The organism is Pseudomonas farris (genome assembly GCF_019145235.1).
Lineage (GTDB): Bacteria > Pseudomonadota > Gammaproteobacteria > Pseudomonadales > Pseudomonadaceae > Aquipseudomonas > Aquipseudomonas farris.
In genome coordinates, this window is sequence record NZ_JAHSTV010000004.1 from 124,044 (window position 1) to 140,339 (window position 16,296).

The 16,296-nt window shown below is 59.8% G+C and carries 14 protein-coding genes; 9 read left to right on the forward strand and 5 right to left on the reverse strand.

The features are described from left to right. Positions 1-265: 265 nt before the first annotated feature. Together KVG95_RS09660 and KVG95_RS09665 are read left to right on the forward strand one after the other, a co-directional pair. Positions 266-1,576: an ABC transporter substrate-binding protein gene (locus KVG95_RS09660; RefSeq protein WP_217855981.1), complete on the forward strand. Its 1,311-nt coding sequence runs from the start codon at positions 266-268 to the stop codon at positions 1,574-1,576. A 167-nt stretch (positions 1,577-1,743) separates the two neighbouring features. Beyond that, positions 1,744-2,517, forward strand: a complete 774-nt coding sequence (locus tag KVG95_RS09665; protein WP_217855983.1) for an L-iditol 2-dehydrogenase — start codon at positions 1,744-1,746, stop codon at positions 2,515-2,517. A 310-nt stretch (positions 2,518-2,827) separates the two neighbouring features. On the opposite strand, the gene KVG95_RS09670 is transcribed toward KVG95_RS09665, so the two are convergent. Genes KVG95_RS09670 through nirB form a run of 3 tightly spaced genes read right to left on the reverse strand, consistent with a single transcriptional unit; the run spans position 2,828 to position 6,247 of the window. After that, entirely contained in the window at positions 2,828-3,268 is a 441-nt protein-coding gene (locus KVG95_RS09670; RefSeq protein ID WP_008071340.1) for a CBS domain-containing protein, read from the reverse strand. Positions 3,269-3,299: 31 nt separating this feature from the next. Next, on the reverse strand, positions 3,300-3,686 hold the full coding sequence (nirD, locus tag KVG95_RS09675; protein WP_052963770.1) for a nitrite reductase small subunit NirD: 387 nt from the start codon (positions 3,684-3,686) through the stop codon (positions 3,300-3,302). After that, a complete protein-coding gene (nirB, locus tag KVG95_RS09680) occupies positions 3,686-6,247 on the reverse strand; it encodes a nitrite reductase large subunit NirB (RefSeq protein ID WP_217855985.1) in 2,562 nt (853 codons plus the stop codon). The genes nirD and nirB overlap by 1 nt, the downstream gene beginning before the upstream one ends. Before the next feature lie 646 nt (positions 6,248-6,893). On the opposite strand from nirB, the gene KVG95_RS09685 reads away from it, so the two are divergent. Both KVG95_RS09685 and folD read left to right on the forward strand, forming a co-directional pair. After that, positions 6,894-7,865, forward strand: a complete 972-nt coding sequence (locus KVG95_RS09685) for a TerC family protein (RefSeq protein WP_217855987.1) — start codon at positions 6,894-6,896, stop codon at positions 7,863-7,865. A gap of 143 nt (positions 7,866-8,008) precedes the next feature. After that, a complete protein-coding gene (folD, locus tag KVG95_RS09690) occupies positions 8,009-8,935 on the forward strand; it encodes a bifunctional methylenetetrahydrofolate dehydrogenase/methenyltetrahydrofolate cyclohydrolase FolD (protein WP_217855989.1) in 927 nt (308 codons plus the stop codon). 160 nt (positions 8,936-9,095) lie between these two features. Here folD and KVG95_RS09695 read toward each other — a convergent pair whose 3' ends face one another. Next, positions 9,096-9,614, reverse strand: coding sequence for an SgcJ/EcaC family oxidoreductase (locus KVG95_RS09695; RefSeq protein ID WP_217855991.1), 519 nt, complete (start codon positions 9,612-9,614; stop codon positions 9,096-9,098). A 171-nt stretch (positions 9,615-9,785) separates the two neighbouring features. Here KVG95_RS09695 and KVG95_RS09700 point away from each other — a divergent pair, with 171 nt between their 5' ends. From KVG95_RS09700 to KVG95_RS09715, 4 genes are read left to right on the forward strand one after another with little or no spacing between them, the layout of a single operon-like run. Beyond that, on the forward strand, positions 9,786-10,970 hold the full coding sequence (locus KVG95_RS09700) for a sensor histidine kinase (protein WP_217855993.1): 1,185 nt from the start codon (positions 9,786-9,788) through the stop codon (positions 10,968-10,970). Next, complete coding sequence (locus KVG95_RS09705) at positions 10,967-11,620, forward strand: response regulator (protein ID WP_217855995.1); 654 nt, start codon at positions 10,967-10,969, stop codon at positions 11,618-11,620. Before KVG95_RS09700 ends, KVG95_RS09705 begins: the two co-directional genes overlap by 4 nt. Beyond that, positions 11,617-13,944 carry an ATP-binding protein gene (locus KVG95_RS09710; protein ID WP_217855997.1) on the forward strand — a complete coding sequence of 776 codons (2,328 nt, stop codon included), beginning with the start codon at positions 11,617-11,619 and terminating at the stop codon, positions 13,942-13,944. Before KVG95_RS09705 ends, KVG95_RS09710 begins: the two co-directional genes overlap by 4 nt. Then, positions 13,941-14,405: a response regulator gene (locus KVG95_RS09715; RefSeq protein ID WP_007901111.1), complete on the forward strand. Its 465-nt coding sequence runs from the start codon at positions 13,941-13,943 to the stop codon at positions 14,403-14,405. The genes KVG95_RS09710 and KVG95_RS09715 overlap by 4 nt, the downstream gene beginning before the upstream one ends. Here KVG95_RS09715 and KVG95_RS09720 read toward each other — a convergent pair. After that, the gene (locus tag KVG95_RS09720; protein WP_217855999.1) at positions 14,382-15,299 is read right to left on the reverse strand and encodes an alpha/beta fold hydrolase; all 918 of its coding nucleotides are present in this window, start codon (positions 15,297-15,299) and stop codon (positions 14,382-14,384) included. The two genes, KVG95_RS09715 and KVG95_RS09720, sit on opposite strands and share 24 nt — an antisense overlap. A gap of 274 nt (positions 15,300-15,573) precedes the next feature. On the opposite strand from KVG95_RS09720, the gene KVG95_RS09725 reads away from it, so the two are divergent. Next, entirely contained in the window at positions 15,574-16,254 is a 681-nt protein-coding gene (locus KVG95_RS09725; protein WP_217856001.1) for a glutathione S-transferase family protein, read from the forward strand. Positions 16,255-16,296 lie beyond the last annotated feature (42 nt).

Consider the following 16,296-nt stretch of genomic DNA (forward strand, 5'->3'; position numbering starts at 1 on the left):
CGAAGCTGATTCGAAACGCTACGGCGCTGTTATCAGACTCACCCTAAACGGACAGTAAGCCTAGCGCGCTGTATGGCGGCCACTGATACTTTTTTTCCATGGTCCTGCGCGGTTAAAAAAGTATCAGTGCCGCGTATGCCGTTCATTTGTTCACCGCTTGGGTTGCTGTAATCCTGTGGTCATCCCCGCTGCGGCGATGACTCGCACCGTGGATTACAACAACAATAAGAGTCTCTGCCGCCCAAGGCGCAGAGCGGAGAACACGATGAAGATCATTCCAAGCGCGTTTTTTCTGTCCGCCGGCCTGTCCTCTGCCCTGCTCTGCCAGGCTGCCGAAACGGTGACCATCGCCACCGTGAACAACAGCGACATGATCCGCATGCAGCGGCTGTCCAAAACATTCGAACAGCTGCACCCGGACGTGAAGCTCAACTGGGTGGTACTCGAAGAGAACGTATTGCGTCAGCGCCTGACCACTGACATTGCCACTCAGGGCGGTCAATTCGACGTGCTCACCATCGGCACTTACGAAACACCACTGTGGGGTGCCAAGCATTGGCTGGAACCGGTGAAAGATCTGCCCGCCAGCTATGATCTCGAGGATATTTTCCCCTCGGTTCGTCAGGGACTGTCAGTCAACGACACGCTCTACGCCCTGCCGTTTTATGGCGAAAGCACCATCACCTATTACCGCACCGACTTGTTCAAGGACGCCGGTCTAACGATGCCCGAGCACCCGACCTGGACGCAGCTTGGTGAGTTCGCTGGCAAGCTGCATCAGCCGGATAAAGAGCAGTATGGAATGTGCCTGCGCGGCAAGGCCGGTTGGGGTGAAAACATGGCCCTGCTGACCACCATGTCCAACGCTTTTGGCGCGCGCTGGTTTAACGAGCAGTGGCAGCCGCAACTCACCGGGCCGGAATGGACTGCCGCCGCCAACTTCTACGTCAGCACCCTCAAGCAGTACGGCCCGCCGGGTGTTTCGAGCAATGGCTTCAACGAGACGCTGGCCCTGTTCAACAGCGGCAAATGCGCGATCTGGGTCGATGCCAGCGTCGCCGGCTCCTTCATCACCGACAAAACCGAAAGCAAAGTGGCTGACAACGTCGGCTTCGTCGCAGCGCCCACGCAAGTCACCGATAAGGGCTCGTCCTGGCTCTATGCCTGGTCGCTGGCGATCCCTGCGACGTCCAAACACAAGGAAGCCGCTAAAGCCTTTGTGACTTGGGCGACCTCCAAGGAATACATCCAACTGGTCGCCGAGAAGGATGGCATCACCAACGTCCCGCCAGGCACACGGATGTCCACCTACAGCGACGCCTACTTGCAGGCCGCGCCCTTCGCCAGTGTCACGCTGAAAATGATGCAGAACTCCGACCCTGCGCACCCGTCAATCCACCCCGTGCCCTACGTCGGTATCCAGTACGTGACCATTCCTGAGTTCCAGGCCATCGGCACCTCGGTTGGCAAGCTTCTTTCTGCGGCGCTCACCGGGCAGATGCCGGTGGAGCAGGCTTTGGCTTCGGCCCAGCAAACCACCGAGCGCGAGATGAAGCGCGCTGGTTATCCCAAGTAGGTAATCCGTGTGGGGGCGGGCTTGCTCGCGAAGGCGGTGCGTCAGACGACATCGATGTTGAATGTGCCGGCCTCTTCGCGAGCAAGCCCGCTCCCACATAGGTTCTCCGCAGACTTGCCATGCCCTCAACGGGGGCGTCTCTTTAGCTCTAACGATTGGATGGAAAAATGAAACGTTTGGAAGGAAAAAGCGCCCTGATCACCGGTTCTGCCAGAGGCATCGGGAGAACGTTCGCGCAAGCCTATATCCGCGAAGGCGCTACGGTCGCGATCGCAGACATCAACCTGGAACGCGCGCAAACCACCGCGGCCGAACTGGGGCCGAATGCCTATGCGGTCGAGATGGACGTGACTGATCAGCAGTCAATCGACGGCGCCATCGCGACGGTCATCGCCACCGCAGGCAAGCTCGATATCCTGATTAACAACGCGGCGCTGTTTGATCTCGCGCCTATTACCGAGATTTCTCGCGAGAGCTACGAACGGCTGTTCTCGATCAACGTGTCTGGCACCCTGTTCACGCTGCAGGCCGCGGCCAAACAGATGATCCGCCAGGGTCATGGCGGCAAGATCATCAACATGGCCAGTCAGGCCGGTCGGCGCGGTGAAGCGCTTGTCGCGGTGTATTGCGCGACCAAAGCAGCGGTGATCAGCCTCACGCAATCGGCCGGTCTCAATCTCATTCCCCACAAGATCAATGTGAATGCCATCGCACCGGGTGTGGTGGACGGTGAGCATTGGGATGGCGTCGATGCGCTGTTCGCAAAATATGAAAACCGGCCGCTCGGGGAAAAGAAAAAGCTGGCGGGTCAGGAAGTCCCGTACGGACGCATGGGCACGGCAGACGATCTTGTCGGTATGGCGATCTTCCTGGCATCGGCCGAGAGCGAGTACATCGTGGCGCAAACTTATAACGTCGATGGCGGCAACTGGATGAGCTGACGGGCATTGAACCCGACTTAAAGTCTGTACCGAAAAGGCCATGTCTACTGCATCGTAGACATGGCCTTCTTACGCTCAATCCAGGGGCCAGCCCATGCCTCAAAGGCGAAACCGATCCACCGACTGCGAAAGCTGGCCCGCCAAAGTGGACAGCTCATCGGTGGTCGAGGCGGTCTGGTTGATGACCTTGCTGTTGCCTTCGGACATGACGGCAATCATTTCCACTTAGGCCTATTTCCACTCAAGCCGTTTTAAGCGACCTGTGGTATGCCTTATCGCGTTGGTTTTGTCATTCGGCAACGCAAAGTTCTCAGTGCCCGCGAATGTAATGCTCCAGTTGCCGAATCAAATCGGCCTGCTCGACGATAGCTTCCTTGACCAGATCGCCGATCGACAGCAGCCCGATCAGTTCGCCGCTCTCCAGTACAGGCAGATGGCGCAAATGACTGTCGGTCATGACCGCCATGCAGCGCTCGATGCTCTGCTGACTGTCGGCGGTCACCACCGGCGCGCTCATGATCTCGCGCACTGGCGTACCGACCGAAGAACGGCCCTGTAGAACCACCTTGCGCGCATAGTCGCGCTCGCTGATGACGCCGACCACCTGTCCATCCTCGATGACGGGCAACGCGCCGACGTTTTTCTCGGCCATCATTTTCAGGGCGTCGAGGACCATCTGATCCGGCGCAATGCTGTGCACCTGCTGGTTTTGCACGACTTTCAGTTTGAGCAACTGTGCGGCTGTCTTCATCAACGTTCTCCGATACGGTTCAGGGCGGCAGTCAAGCCGCCGCGACTTCCACGACGCCGGCGTTCAGGCGCACCGGCCATACGCGCAGGCGCTGCTCCGGGTACTCCAGGCAACTGCCGTCTTCAAGACGGAAATGCTGTTTGTAGATCGGCGACGCCACCACCAGATCACCCTTGAGGCTGCCGATCAGTCCGCGGCCGATGACGTTCGCGCCGGATTGCGGATCATGGTTGTCGATGGCGTAGAGGGTGCGACCCTCGGCCTGCGGCAGGTAGAACAGCGCCACCTGCGCGCCGTCGAGCCAGACGACGACGCCGGAGTTACTGACCAGATCCTGCTCGCTGCACACCGCCTGCCAGGCTTGAGCATTGGCGGCCGTGACAAGGGCGTTGACCCGCTGGGTATTGGACTGACTCATCAGGCATTCTCCTCGGTGACAGGGATAAGGTTGAGTTCGGCGGCCATGATCGGCCGGCGTTGACCGCGTTCCTGAACAAAATGGATGTCCGGGTCCGGGCGTTTATCGTTGACGAAGGTGCGGAAGCGCTTGAGTTTTTCCGGGTCTTTGAGGGCGTTGGCCCATTCGCATTCGTAGCGGTTGACCACCAGTTGCATCTGCGATTCGAGTTCTGCGCCGAGCCCCAGGCTGTCGTTGATGACCACGTCCTTGAGGTAATCCAGACCACCCTCCAGGCTTTCGCGCCAGACCGAGGTGCGCTGTAATTTGTCGGCGGTGCGGATGTAGAACATCAGGAACCGGTCGATGTAACGGATCAGGGTTTCATCGTCCAGGTCGGTGGCGAACAGCTCGGCGTGGCGTGGGCGCATGCCGCCGTTACCGGCCACGTAGAGGTTCCAGCCGTTCTCGGTGGCGATCACGCCCACGTCCTTGCTTTGCGCCTCGGCACATTCACGGGTGCAGCCAGAGACGGCGAATTTGAGCTTGTGCGGCGAGCGCAGGCCTTTGTAGCGGTCCTCGAGGGTCAGGGCCATTTTCACGCTGTCTTGCACGCCGTAACGGCACCAGGTGCTGCCCACGCAAGACTTCACTGTGCGGGTCGATTTGCCATAGGCATGCCCGGTTTCGAAACCGGCCTCAATCAGCTCGGACCAGATGTCCGGCAACTGATGCAACTGCGCGCCGAACAGATCGATCCGCTGGCCGCCGGTGATTTTGGTGTAGAGGTCGTATTTCTTCGCCACCACGCCGATCGCGATCAGCTTGTCGGCCGTGATCTCGCCCCCGGCGATGCGCGGCACCACCGAATAGGTGCCGTTTTTCTGCATGTTGGCCATGAAGGTGTCGTTGGTGTCCTGCAACGGCACCAGCGAAGCGTCCATGATCGGCTGGTTCCAGCACGAGGCGAGGATCGAGCCCACCGCCGGTTTGCACACGTCGCAACCGGTGTGGCCACGGCCGTGTTTGGCCAGCAGTTCTTCGAAGGTGATCACCCCTTCTACCCGCACCAGCGCGTAAAGCTCCTGACGGGTGTAGGCGAAGTGTTCGCACAGGCTCTTGTCGACACTCACGCCACGGGCAATCAGTTCATGCTCGAACACTTGCTTGAGCAGCCCCGCGCAACCGCCGCAACCGGTGCAGGCCTTGGTCTGCGACTTGAGCAGGCCCAGGTCGGTGCAGCCACCGTCGATGGCCGAGCAGATCGAGCCCTTGGTGACGTTATGGCACGAGCACACCGTCGCCGCCTCAGGCAGCGCGCCCGGGCCCAGGGTTGGCGCACCGGTGGACGATGGCAGAATCAGGCTGGCAGGTTCCGACGGCAAGGCAATGCCGTTCTGCATGTATTGCAGCAGGGTGTCGTAATAGCTGTTATCGCCGACCAACACCGCGCCGAGCACGCGTTTGCTGTCAGCATCCACCACCAGGCGACGGTAGCTGGCCGTGGCTTCATCGATGAACTGATAGCTGCGCGCACCCGGCGTCTGGGCGTGAGCATCACCGATGGAGCCGACATCGACGCCGAGCAGTTTGAGCTTGGTCGACATGTCCGCGCCCTGGAACGGCTCCGCCACTTGATTGCACAGCAGCGACGCGACGCCACGGGCCATCTGATAACCGGGGGCGACCAGACCGAAGAGGCTGCCATTCCAGGCAGCGCACTCACCAATCGCATAGATATTCGGATCGCTGGTCAGGCACTGATCGTCAATCACCACGCCGCCACGCGGACCGATGTCCAGCGCACATTGGCGGGCCAGCGCGTCTTGCGCGCGGATGCCGGCGGAGAACACGATCAGGTCGGCTTCGAGGAATTCATCATTGCCAAAATTCATCCGGTAGCGGTACTGCTCGCCGGCACTGATCGACTGCGTGCCACGGGACAGATGCACACCCACGCCGAGTCGCTCGATTTGCGCTTTCAACGCCAAGCCACCCTGCTCGTCCAGTTGCACCGGCATCAGACGTGGGGCAAATTCCACCACATGCGCTTCCAGCCCCAGGCTTTTCAGGGCGTTGGCCGCTTCCAGACCGAGCAGGCCACCGCCGACCACCACGCCGCGCCGGGCATTGGCCGCCGCGGCACGAATCGCGTCGAGGTCTTCAAGGGTGCGATACACCAGGCGCGAGTCGCCTTCTGCACCTTCAATAGGCGGCACAAACGGATAAGAACCCGTGGCCAGAACCAGTTTGTCGTACGAGACGCAACCTTGTGCGGTGATCACCTGACGTCGCGCCCGGTCGATTTCCAACACGGGCACGCCAAGATGCAGGGTGACGCCCGGCGTCTGGTACAGAGAGGCTTCGCCCAGAGCCAGCGACTCGGCATCGCGACCGCCGAAATACTCCGACAGATGCACCCGGTCGTAGGCGCGCATCGGCTCTTCGCTGAAGACATGCAGCCGGTAATGGTCGAGGGCGCCGCGCTCGATGAGCTGCTCGACACAATGATGTCCGACCATGCCATTGCCGATCACGATCAGTGTTTGCAGTTTGTTCAACGCGGCAACATTGGAATTCATAGTAAGCACCCAGCCAAAGCCAATCACGGTTAAAAAAGCAAAAAAAAACGCCTGAAACCTCTCGGTTTCAGGCGTCTTTGCCTGTTCTTCGCGGTGTTCGACCTGGCGCCTTCGCCTGATCCACCGATGTTGCCCACGACCTGCTCGGCCGGTCGATCTCCGTTGATCGAGTGGGCTGCCCATCTTTTTCAGATGTTGCTGAAGGGAGAATGCAGCCTTTGTGCCAGACTGCGGTGTATGACTTCCTCAGTTCGGGAAAACCGACCTCTGAACGATGGGAGAAGGTGATAAAGACCGCGCCCCAGGCGGGTCTCATCAGGCGCGAGTCAACTTTGCAGGCCCCCGCGAGCGGGTGGGCAGACGTTGGAACAAAAGGAAGGAGTAGCTCAGGAAACCGCTTCGCACTGGTGCAAGTTGTCAGGCATGGCTCCTTAAAAGTGCATGCGGCGGTCAGCGCTCGCGGCGAGTTTGCACCCCAGCAGCCTCGCCACTTTTCCGCCAGCAAAGCTGCATCTCGCTGAGAATCATCAGCGACACTTCGTAAATAACGAATTATTGGTAAGGAATATTCGATTTTTCTTCGCTGCAATCTCCCCGTTAGCATGACTCCGTCGGCTCCAGAACACCTCCAGACAGGGAGAACGACATGCAACCCCTGAACATTGGTGAACCCTGGATGTGGGTCGCCTTCATCGTCTTCGTCGTCGCCATGCTGGCTTTGGATCTGTTTGTCTTCGGCGGGCGCAAGGCGCATCGGGTATCGGTGCGCGAGGCGACGTGCTGGGTAATTGCCTGGTGCGCGCTGGCGCTGGTCTTCGCCGGATTGCTCCGGTGGTACTTGAATGGCGAGTTCGGGCCCGAAATCGCCCAGCGCAAAATGCTGGAATTCCTCACGGGTTATTTCATCGAGCTGTCGCTGTCGATCGACAACATGTTCGTCTTCGTGATGATTTTCGGCTACTTCGCCGTACCGCCAGAGTTGCAGCGCCGAGTGTTGCTGTACGGTGTGCTTGGGGCAATCGTGATGCGGGGGGCGATGATTTTCGCCGGCGTGTGGCTGGTGTCGCAGTTCGCGTGGCTGCTGTATGTGTTCGGTGTGTTCCTGATCATCACCGGGATCAAAATGCTGACATTCGCCCATCAGCAGCCAGACCTCGATAAAAACCCTTTATTACGCTGGATACGCAGCCATCTGCGCGTCACCAATGAGTTTCATGGCGAACGTTTTTTTGTGGTGCAAGACGGTCGGCACTGGGTGACGCCGATGTTTCTGGTGCTGGTGCTGATCGAGGCCAGCGACCTGATGTTTGCGGTCGACAGCATCCCGGCGATCTTCGCCATCACCACCGATCCGTTCATTGTGTTCACGTCGAACATCTTCGCGATCATGGGCCTGCGTGCCCTGTACTTCCTGCTGGCCGACATGGCTGACCGCTTCCACCTGGTCAAATACGGTTTGGCGATCGTGCTGGTGTTCATTGGCGCCAAGATGACGCTGATGCCGTGGCTTCACATGCCGGTTGAATGGTCGCTGGCCGTTGTTGGCGGGATCATTCTGACTTCGGTGCTGTTGAGTCTGATCTTGACCCGCAAGGAGGATCAAATGCGATCCCTGTAGCGGCCGAATGCGATCTTTTGTCGTATTCGCCTGCCCTCACCTGATAATCTGAGCCCCCTTGCCTGCATGTCTCTGATGGATCATCAGCGCGCGAAGACGCGGTGATCACTTCACCCCTTTCAATCAAGACAACGGTGACTCTTTTGATCAGCAGCACCCCTGCATTTGCCCGCGATATCGACGGCAAAGCCATTTCTGCCCAGGTTCTCGACGAGGTCCGGGAAGAGGTTCTGGCCCTGGCCGGCCAGCAGATCTATCCCGCCCTGGCGGTCCTGTTGGTCGGCGACGACCCGGCCAGCCACGTTTATGTGCGCAACAAACTGCTGCGTGCCAAGGAAGTCGGCATCCGTTCCCTTGAATACCGTCTGCCGGAAACCGCCAGCCAGGCCCAGGTGCTGGAATTGATTGCGCAACTCAATGCCGATCCCACGGTGAATGGCATCCTGGTGCAACTGCCCTTGCCGGATGCTATCGATGAACAAGCAGTGATTCATGCCATCGACCCGATCAAGGACGTGGATGGTTTTCATCGGGAAAACGTCGGCGGGCTGGTGCAAGGCTTCGAGGTTCTGACCCCGTGCACGCCCAGCGGCTGCATGCGCCTGCTGCGCGAAACCTGCGGTGCTGACTTGAGCGGTTTGCACGCGGTGGTTATCGGCCGTTCGAACATTGTCGGCAAGCCGATGGCAACCTTGCTGTTGCAGGCCAATTGCTCGGTCAGCGTGGTGCATTCACGCAGCGTCGATGCCCCGGCGTTGTGCCGGTTGGCAGATATCGTGGTCGCGGCGGTGGGCCGACCAGAGTTGATCGACGCCAGCTGGCTCAAGCCCGGTGCGGTGGTGATCGATGTCGGCATCAACCGCATCGCCAGCGAGTCCGGCAACCGTCTGGTGGGCGATGTCGATTACGCCAGCGCCCGCACCGTCGCCCGTGCGATCACCCCGGTGCCCGGTGGCGTCGGGCCGATGACCATTGCCTATCTGCTGAAAAACACCCTGATCGCCAGCCAGTTGCAACGTGCCGCGCTAGCCCGCGGGCAGCAGCCTGTGGACGACCTGGCGTTGAATTGAGCACACAATCAGTCAGTTAAGACACGGACCCTGTGGGAGCGGGCTTGCTCTCGAAGAGGGAGTGTCAGTCGACATCAATCTTGACTGATACACCGCTTTCGCGAGCAAGCCCGCTCCCACAGGGATTGTGCTTAACCACGATCAGGCGTCGAAGACGTAGTTATTTCCCGGCGTGCAGCACCTGCGCTTGCGGCATCGCCGAAGAGTGGTGGTTGAGAATCTTCCACTGACCGCCCACTTGTTCATAGACGAAGGTGTAACGGGCCTGCACCTGACGGGTCTTGCCATCGGCCTCGGTCAGGAAAAAGGTGTAGACGCCACTGTCCATGGCCACGTTGGTGCCCAATGGACGGATCTCACGGTAGTTGATCTGCCCCACCGGCTTGAGCGCCATGAAGTGATCGAAGTAGTCCTTGATCTGCGCCGGCGTGGTGCGCACCTTATTGGAAACCGTCGGCTGCAGCACGGCGTTCGGCGCGTACAGATCGACCACGCTTTGAACATTGCCGCTCTTTAATGCGCTATTCCATTGATCAAACAACGCGGCAATTTCACGATCCTTCGCGTTACCGGGCTGTTCGGCCACGCTGCTGTAAACGTAAGGCACTGCCTCCAACGCCTGGGCCAACGGGGCGGTCAGGGCGAACAACAGGGCGATGGTTGAGGTCTTGAATTTCATTGCGCTATTCCAATGGTGGTCGATGGCCACACTGTGCCGCTCGAAACGCCGTCCGCCATCGGCCAACCGGAGTCATTTGCCTATGCCATTCGGCAGATAGCGCCCTGCCCCGTCAACAAGGTTTAATGACGCCCCTGCCCGAACGGGCGTGTCTGGCGCCGGAATCTGTCCATGCAAAACCCTGATCACGACCCCGGTAGCGCCCTGGCCATTCGCACCCAATATCGGCAATCGCAAAGTCGCGCGGCGCGGCTGCGGCTGCTGGTGGATACCGGCCAGGAACTGACGCAACTGGCCCCCGAGGCCATGCGCCAACGTGTGCTGCAACGGGCCTGTGCCTTCCTCGCGATGGACCACGCGCTACTGCTGGAATGGGGTGTGGATGCGCAGGTCAGGACCACCGCCAGTCATGGCAGCCGTGATCGTTTAAACAGTCTCGAAAACCTCGCCGATACCGCGATGCGCACTCCGCAATGGCAGGAACAGCCGAGCGCGATCCTGCCCAATGTGCTGCGGGTGCCTTTGCGCGATGGCGATGGCGCGGCCTTCGGTGCGTTGGTGCTGGCCAACAGCGTCAGCATCAGTGCACCGGACACCGAGGACATCGAATCCCTGCAATTGCTCGCCACCCTGCTGGCCGCGCACCTGGAAAACCAGCGGTTACTCGACGCCTTGGTCGCCCGCGAGCGCACCATGTCCGATCTGGTGCATCGGCTGTTCAGAGCTCAGGAAGACGAACGCAAACGCATGGCTTACGACCTGCACGACGGTTTGGCGCAAACCCTCGCCGGGCTGCATCAGCGCCTGCAAGGTTTTGCCGGCCGCTGCCCGCCACTGTCCGACGAACTCGGCGTCGATCTACAAACGATTCTTGCGTTGGCCCAGCATTGCGTTGGTGAAGGCCGCCAATTGATCAGCGGCCTGCGCCCGACCGTGCTCGACGACTTTGGCTTGCTGAAGGCGGTCGACAAAGAAGCGGATCGCCTGCGTGACGCCGGGATCAAAGTGAACTGGAGCACGCGTTGTGAAGCACGCCTGCCCAGCCAGGTGGAGATCGCCCTGTTCCGGATCGCCCAGGAAGGCATCAACAATATTCTCAAACATGCACAGGCCAGCCACGTCGTATTGGCGCTGGAGTTGCACGAAGGACAGGCCTCGCTGCGGGTGGACGACAACGGCAAAGGCTTTGCCATGGAACAACGACTCGACACCTGCGGCGCCCGGCACCTCGGGCTCGCGGCGATGCAGGAACGTGCGAGCCTGCTGGGCGGTGATTTCACCTGCGTCAGCCATGCGCACCGCGGAACACAACTGCGCGCCACCGTCCCTTCCGACCTCAATGGAACAGCTCAATGACTGAAGTTTTACGTCTGGTTCTGGCGGACGATCATGAGGTCACCCGAACCGGCTTCGTCGCGCTGCTGGCGGGTCATCCGCAATTCGAAGTGGTCGGCCAGGCCCGCGATGGCCAGGAAGCGGTAGACGTGTGCGAACGTCTGCTACCCGACATCGTCATCCTCGACATTCGCATGCCCGTGCTCAACGGGTTGGGCGCGGCGCGGATTCTTCAGCAGCGGCTGCCGGCCCTGAAAGTGGTGATCTTCACCATGGACGACAGCCCGGATCACCTGGAAGCGGCGATGAATGCCGGTGCCGTGGGTTACCTGCTCAAAGACGCCAGCCGCGATGAAGTGATCAACGCCCTGCAACGCGTCGCCGCGGGTGAGGAAGCCCTCAATAGCGCCGTGAGCGCCCGTCTGCTACGGCGCATGACCGAACGCAACGCCAGTGGCGCCGCCCCTGCCGAAACCTTGACTGCCCGCGAACGCCAGGTCCTCGGATTGGTGGCCAGCGGTTTCAGCAACCGTGAAATCGGTGAAGAGCTCGGCATCACCACGGGAACGGCCAAGGCCCACGTGGAACGGGTCATCGGTAAACTCGGGGCCGCCGACCGAACCCAGGCCGCTGTCCGCGGCATCGCCTTGGGTCTGGTGACCCAGTCATGAAGGTTTCAAGCGCTCGACGCTGGGCCGATCTGCCGTTACGCGGCAAAGCCCTCGTGGTGATTTCCCTGCCGTTGGTGATCCTGATGCTCTCGCTGGTGCTGATCTACATCACCGAGCGTCAGACCGCACGCGCGGAAGAGGACGTGCGCCGAGTGCTGCTGGTGCAAGGCGACATTCAGGCGGTGCACACGCTGCTCGCCGAGGCCGCCGCCAGCGTGCGCGGTTATCTGCTGACCCGCCGCGAGGATTTCCTGCCGGGTTATCGACAAGCCAAGCCCTTGATCGAGTCCGCCCTGCGACGGCTCGACAGCAACGTTCGTGATGAGCGGGTGCGCAAACATCTGGCGGTCATCACGCCGCTGATCGACACCAAGGTCGAGGGCCTGGTTGAGCTGCTCGATGATCGCAACGCCACACCCGAGTCGATCACCACGATCCTGATCAATAACAAGCACATCCTCGACGAATTGCGCGAACGCATCAGCGCCATGCGCACCCTTGAAGACACGCTGCTGGCCGAGCGCACCGCAGCGGCCGCCTCCACTCGACAGCGTTTGTTGTTCTCCACCCTGCTGGCCGCTGCTTGCGGACTGTTTGGCGCCATTGTGGCGGTACTGTTTCTGTCCAAAGGCATCGTCGCCCGGGTTAAACAGGTCCAGGGCAACGCGCAACGGCTGGCACTCGGTCAGCCATTACTGCCGCAACCGCCGGAGAACGATGAGATTGGTCAACTGGGCACTCGTCTGGTCGAAGCCGGGCTGTTGCTGGCCGAACGTGAACGGGCGTTGCGCGACAACGAAGAACGCCTGCGGCTGATCATCGACGGGGTGAAGGACTACGGTATTTTCGCCCTCGACACACGGGGCTTCGTTACCAGTTGGAATGCGGGCGCCGAACGGATCAAGGGCTACACGGAGCAGGAAATCGTTGGCCAGCATTTCTCGGTGTTTTATCTGTCGCAAGAATGCCCGCAGCATCCCGACATGGCGCTGCGCGAGGCCACTCGCGACGGTCATTACATGGAAGAGGCGTGGCGTTGCCGCAAGGATGGCAGCCGCTTCTGGGCCAGCGTGGTGATTACCGCGCAATACGACAGCAGTGGCGCCCTGCGCGGATTCTCCAAGATCACCCGCGACATCACTGATCGCCGTGTGGCCGAGATAGCACTGAGCACTGCACGGGAAGAAGCCGAACGCGCCAGCCGCGCCAAAAGCGAATTCCTGTCGCGCATGAGCCACGAACTGCGTACCCCGCTCAACTCTATTCTCGGCTTCGCACAACTGCTGGACATGGACTCGCCCAAGGGACAGCGGGCGCAGATCGGTCACATTCTGCGGGCCGGGCAACACCTGCTGACCCTGATCAACGAGGTGCTGGATATCGCCAAGATAGAGGCCGGACGCCTGCCGCTGAATGTTGAAGCCGTTCCCTTGACGGTGGTGCTGCAAGAAGCCCTGACGCTGGTTTCCCCCATGGCCTGCGACGCCGGCATTCAGCTGGTTGAGTTGCCAATGCTGGCCGCTGATAGCGGGATCGTCGCTGATCGGCAACGCTTGGTTCAGGTGCTGCTGAACCTGTTGTCCAACGCGATCAAATACAACCGGCCTCAGGGTCAGGTGCACATCGAAGTCAGGGTCATTCAACAGCGAATTGCCGTGTCGGTCTGCGATACCGGCAAGGGCATTGCGGCCGATCGACTGGAGCAACTGTTCAAGCCGTTCGAGCGCCTGGAGACCGATCCAAACGTGGAAGGCACCGGCCTTGGCCTGGCCTTGAGCAAGAGTCTGCTGGAAATGATGAACGGCAGCCTGACCGTCAAAAGCCAGCCCGGCGCAGGCTCCAGTTTCACCCTGGAACTGCCCTTCGTGCGCCTGCAGCCAGTCACCGAGCCACCGGTTGCACGAATCAGCCACCCAGCGGTCACGGCCGCCCTCAGCGCTCCTAATTATCAGGGTAAAGTGCTGTGCATCGAAGACAATCTCTCGAGCCTGGCCCTGATCGAAACCCTGCTGCAACGACGGCCGCACATCCAATTGCTCTCAAGCATGCAGGGGCAAATGGGCCTGGACCTGGCTCGTCAACATGCGCCGCAGCTGATTTTGCTCGACGTGGCGCTGCCGGATCTGGATGGTTTCAATGTTCTGCAACGCTTGCGCCAGTCGTCCATCACCCGTGCCATTCCGGTGCTGATGATCACCGCCGATGCCAGCGACCTCACTCATCTGGCGTTACTGGAAGCGGGTGCGACGGCGGTGCTGACCAAGCCGATTCACATCCCTTCATTCCTCGCCCATCTTGACCAGCACCTACCGGAGCCCGTGTGAACACCGACCTGCGTATTCTGATCATCGACGACCAACGGCCCAACCTCGATTTGATGGAGCAACTGCTTGTCCGCGAAGGGCTGACCAATGTACTGAGCAGCACTCAGCCGCTGCGAACCCTGGACCTGTTTAACAGCTTCGAACCTGACTTGGTAATTCTCGATCTGCACATGCCGGAGTTCGACGGCTTTGCCGTGCTGGAACAACTCAACCGGCGCATCCCGACCGGCGAATACCTGCCGATCCTCGTGCTCACCGCTGACGCCACCCGCGATACCCGGCTGCGCGCGCTGGCCCTGGGCGCCAAAGACTTCATCAGCAAGCCACTGGATGCCCTGGAAACCATGCTGCGCGTCTGGAACCTGCTTGAAACCCGCGCGCTGTATAAAGCCCTGCGCACCCTGGTCCCGGCAGATCAGATCGAGTTGCTGCGCCAGTTAAAGCCGCACCCAGTTAGCTGACTGAAGGGGCGGAATCACTGACGCTTTGCTACTGAATGTCAGGTCACGGGGCTGGTTCGGTATTTTGGCGACCGGCTGCAGAAAGCCCAGCAAGGCCTGCTGGGTGTCATTCCAGGCCGTCGGATGTTCCATATCGAGGAAGTGCCCGGCGTTCTTGATGGTCTGAAATTGAGCCTGACGGCTATGAGCCGCAAAAAGACGGGCGTCTTCCACCGAGGTGTATTCATCCCGTTCGCCGTTGATAAACAGCAGCGGAACTTCGATGGCATCGGCACAGGAAACGTAGCAGTGAGTGTCCTGGGTCAGCACCTCATTGACGTGAAAATGCATCTGCCGGTACTCGTGTTCGTCCAGGCTGCTGACATGGCGCTCATTGAAACGCTTGAACAGCGACGGAAGATGTTTGCCGATAGTACTGTTGATCAAGCGCCCGACATTGCGCCGATCGCAGGCTTGAAGAAAATTCCGGCCGCTCTCCAGATAATCACGCATCGGTGTGTTGATCCGTGCGGCGAATGAACTGATCACTGCCTTTTCGATTCGGCGCGGATGCTGCGCCAGCGCCAGCAAGGTCGCCGCCCCGCCCCAGGAAAAGGACATCACATGCTGCGCGCGAAAGTGCTCGATCAACTCCAGCAGGATTGCGGCCTCGTCTTCCTTGCGGATCGGCTGGTCGTGCTGGTTGTGTTGTTTCGATTGACCGGCGTAGGGCTGATCGTAGAGGACTACGTTGAAGCGTGGCCGCAGGTAGCGCACTGTCTGGGCAAAAGATGCGGTCGTTGCCAGCGAGCCATTGACCAGAATAATGGTCTTGTCGGCGGTGGCGTTGAGATAATGCTCGGTATAAACCTTGTACTTCTTACTAATCTCGACGATCGCAGTTTTCAGCATCATGTCACTCTCTTCCTTGAACAATTGGATCAACACACAGCGTGAATGACTATCCGGCTTCCTCCGGGCAAGCCTGACAGCAAGAACCAGCGACAACGGTACAAGGGCGCTGAGATGAACGCCATGACCAATAAGTCACAAACCGACCAGTGGTTCACAGTTAAGCAGGGATTCTTTCGTCTGCAAGTAGGCTAGCTTGAAAGTGGCGGCCCTGACGCCCTGCCGACATCCGTCTATGATTGTTCATTTCCCCCTCCATCCATCGAGGCGTTGGAAGATGTCACTGACCCTTTACTACCATCCGCTGGCATCGTTCTGCCACAAAGTACTCATCGCGCTCTACGAAAACGGCACCGAATTCGAGAGAAGGATCATCGATCTGGGGGACGCTGCCGACCGCGCAGAACTTCAGGCATTGTGGCCAATCGGAAAGTTCCCGATTATTCGTGACCATGCACACCAGCGGGATCTGCCGGAGTCCAGCATCATCATCGAGTACCTGGATCGGCTGTATCCAGGCACGCACAGACTGATTCCAGACGATTGGGAGAGCGCGCTGGAGGTCCGGTTATGGGATCGTTTCTTCGACCATTATGTACAAGTGCCATTGCAACAGATTGTCAGTGATCGCCTACACGCGACCAACGGCGATTTGAGCAGAGAGCGGTCCACGCTGGAAACGGCGTACGGCATGCTCGATCGCCGGATGGCGTCCAGAACCTGGGTGGCCAGCCTGGAGTTCAGCATGGCCGATTGCGCCGCCGCCCCGGCACTTTTTTATGCCAGGACGCTCGTGCCACTCCCTGACGACTACGGCCACTTGAACGCCTATTTCGAGAGATTGGTACAGAGACGGTCATTTCAGCGGGTGATTGACGAAGCCAGGCCGTGGTTTTCGTTCTATCCGTTTGCGGAGGCCCTCGAGCAGCGGTTTCGCCAGGCGCCGGACAACGCATGAGCCGCGATCCATAGCCTTCGCGCCTGATACCAGTCGGCTCGA

What these genes read in the sequence shown, in the direction of transcription:
- KVG95_RS09660 (WP_217855981.1), top strand. Translation starts at nt 266, where the DNA reads ATGAAGATCATTCCAAGCGCGTTTTTTCTGTCCGCCGGCCTGTCCTCT.
- KVG95_RS09665 (WP_217855983.1), top strand. Translation starts at nt 1,744, where the DNA reads ATGAAACGTTTGGAAGGAAAAAGCGCCCTGATCACCGGTTCTGCCAGA.
- KVG95_RS09670 (WP_008071340.1), bottom strand. Translation starts at nt 3,268, where the DNA reads ATGAAGACAGCCGCACAGTTGCTCAAACTGAAAGTCGTGCAAAACCAG.
- nirD (WP_052963770.1), bottom strand. Translation starts at nt 3,686, where the DNA reads ATGAGTCAGTCCAATACCCAGCGGGTCAACGCCCTTGTCACGGCCGCC.
- nirB (WP_217855985.1), bottom strand. Translation starts at nt 6,247, where the DNA reads ATGAATTCCAATGTTGCCGCGTTGAACAAACTGCAAACACTGATCGTG.
- KVG95_RS09685 (WP_217855987.1), top strand. Translation starts at nt 6,894, where the DNA reads ATGCAACCCCTGAACATTGGTGAACCCTGGATGTGGGTCGCCTTCATC.
- KVG95_RS09695 (WP_217855991.1), bottom strand. Translation starts at nt 9,614, where the DNA reads ATGAAATTCAAGACCTCAACCATCGCCCTGTTGTTCGCCCTGACCGCC.
- KVG95_RS09700 (WP_217855993.1), top strand. Translation starts at nt 9,786, where the DNA reads ATGCAAAACCCTGATCACGACCCCGGTAGCGCCCTGGCCATTCGCACC.
- KVG95_RS09705 (WP_217855995.1), top strand. Translation starts at nt 10,967, where the DNA reads ATGACTGAAGTTTTACGTCTGGTTCTGGCGGACGATCATGAGGTCACC.
- KVG95_RS09710 (WP_217855997.1), top strand. Translation starts at nt 11,617, where the DNA reads ATGAAGGTTTCAAGCGCTCGACGCTGGGCCGATCTGCCGTTACGCGGC.
- KVG95_RS09720 (WP_217855999.1), bottom strand. Translation starts at nt 15,299, where the DNA reads ATGATGCTGAAAACTGCGATCGTCGAGATTAGTAAGAAGTACAAGGTT.
- KVG95_RS09725 (WP_217856001.1), top strand. Translation starts at nt 15,574, where the DNA reads ATGTCACTGACCCTTTACTACCATCCGCTGGCATCGTTCTGCCACAAA.